The 2344-nt window shown below is 39.5% G+C and carries 2 protein-coding genes; both read right to left on the reverse strand.

Translation table 11 applies throughout. From position 1 onward, the window contains the following. Positions 1-1083: UDP-glucose dehydrogenase family protein (locus ACFVSH_RS25580; protein ID WP_387708563.1), on the reverse strand; the 1083-nt coding region annotated here is incomplete at its 3' end. Position 1084: 1 nt separating this feature from the next. Beyond that, positions 1085-1990: a UTP--glucose-1-phosphate uridylyltransferase GalU gene (gene galU / locus ACFVSH_RS25585; RefSeq protein ID WP_387708561.1), complete on the reverse strand. Its 906-nt coding sequence runs from the start codon at positions 1988-1990 to the stop codon at positions 1085-1087. Positions 1991-2344: the final 354 nt, after the last annotated feature.

The following is a 2344-nucleotide window of genomic DNA, read 5'->3' on the forward strand; positions in this document are numbered from 1 at the left end:
CCCTAATATCTTCTTCGCATTATCTATAGCCACCGGATCATAAGCTACCACTTCTGCTCCAAGTTTGGTTAAAGAACGTGCAATTTTGATGGATGGAGCTTCCCTCATATCGTCTGTCTCTGGCTTGAAAGCAAGACCGAGCATTGCAACTTTTTTCCCTTTTAAATCCCCAAAGCGATTTATCGCTTTCGTTACAAGGAGTTCCTGCTGAAAATCATTAATCGCTACTGTTTCTTTTAATAGGGAAAAATGTACTCCATTTAACTTGGCAGTATGAAGCAACGCTTTAACATCCTTTGGAAAACAAGATCCACCATAACCAATACCGGGCTGTAAAAAAGCTTCTCCAATCCTTTTATCTTTTCCCATCCCCTTTGCTACATCTTTAACATCTGCACCTACTACTCCGCATAAATTGGCAACTTCATTGATAAAGCTAATCTTAGTCGCCAAAAAGGCATTAGAAGCATACTTAATCATTTCAGCACTTCTAATACTGGTTAGTATAAATGGTACATTTAACGGACGATACATTTCTTGGACTTTCTTAGCCGCCTCATCATTTTCAGAACCGATGATGATCCTATCTGCCTTCATCGTATCCATAACGGCCGATCCTTGTCTTAAAAATTCAGGATTTGAAACCATATGAAAGGTGACCCTTTCGTTACAGCGTTCTTCCATAATTTTTTTAATAAAATCATTCGTACCAACTGGCACAGTACTCTTTATAACGACTACTGAACTCTGCACTAGGTTCGCGGCAATATCCTTCGCAGCTTGCACAATATACGATAAATCTGCTCCCCCATCCTCCATTTGCGGTGTACCTACGGCAATGATGATGATCTCGGCACCATTTAGCGCCTCTCGATGAGATGTTGTAAACAGCAGTCTGCCCGCTGCGGCATTTTGAGAAAGCAAACTCTCAATGCCCGGTTCATATATTGGAGAAATTCCTTGACGTAAACTTTTAATTTTCTGTTCATCTGTATCGATACAAATGACACTATGCCCTATTTCGGACAAACAAACACCTGTGGAAAGCCCGACATAACCTGTACCCAAAACGGCTATTTTCATATTATTCAAGCTCTCTCTTTATAATCTGCAGATTTTCTTTCTTATTTACATCCCTTAAATAAGAAAGTACTTCATCTCTTATATCATCCCTGCATAAAGCAAAGTCGATTGTTGCTTTAATGAATCCAACTTTATCACCGATATCATATCGGTTTCCCTCAAAGTTATATGCTAATACGGCCTGCTGCCTATTTAGCTCATTTATGGCATCAGTAAGTTGTAATTCATTACCATGTCCAATCGGAAGCTTTGATAGCGTTTCAAAAATCTCAGGTCTAAAAACATAACGCCCCATTATCGCATATGTGGAAGGAGCCTCTTCCCTTTTCGGTTTTTCCACCATGGAATCGATATGAAAAAGGTTAGGCTCAACCATTGTCCCTTTTGGCTTAATAATTCCATATTTACTGACATCCTTTTCCGGTACATTCTGAACAGCTACGACGGAACTGTTGCAATACTCAAAAACACTGATGATTTGTTTCAGACAGGGTGTATTAGACATAACGATGTCATCTCCTAACAAAACAGCAAAAGGTTCATTTCCAATGAAGCTTTCAGCACAGAGAATTGCGTGCCCTAACCCCATCGGTTCCTTTTGGCGGACAAAATAGATATTTGCCAAACTTGATATTTTCTGAACTTCCTCTAAAATATCTAGCTGATTTTTTCTTAAAAGTGCATCTTCCAGCTCATAAGATTTATCAAAATGATCTTCTATTGACCTTTTGCCTCTACCGATTATGATAATAATTTCCTCTATACCCGAAGCTACTGCTTCTTCAACAATATATTGAATCGTTGGTTTATCAACAATCGGCAGCATTTCCTTAGCCTGAGCTTTTGTTGCAGGCAAAAATCGGGTTCCAAGGCCTGCGGCCGGAATAATGGCCTTTCGGATTTTCATAAGCTGCCTCCTTTGTCATTCATTAATCCTTTATATGCATTAGGACAACTTCCGGTCTAGTTAGTAGCCCAATTAGTCCATTTTTATTTAACGAGGACCAGTAGGCTATACATGCAAGCATCCCATACTGGCTGTAGCCGAGCACCGCAACCAGCCGGTTGGTGCCAAATTAAAAACTCCATTTACACTTTTTATTCAATGGAGTTACCATGGCTTTGGTGTAATGGTCGATAAAAAGTTTGAATAAACCAACGTGTGAGCTTTTTGCGGCTTTGACGATTTCCTTTTTTCTTTCTTTGAAAAACTCCAGCCGTCAGAAATGAGGGCAACAATTTCTTTGATTAATATAATGGC

The organism is Peribacillus sp. NPDC058002, assembly GCF_042886655.1.
GTDB lineage: Bacteria > Bacillota > Bacilli > Bacillales > DSM-1321 > Peribacillus > Peribacillus aracenensis.

Bases quoted from the DNA above. Each gene is read 5' to 3' on its own strand.
- galU (WP_387708561.1), bottom strand. From the start codon at position 1,990: ATGAAAATCCGAAAGGCCATTATTCCGGCCGCAGGCCTTGGAACCCGA.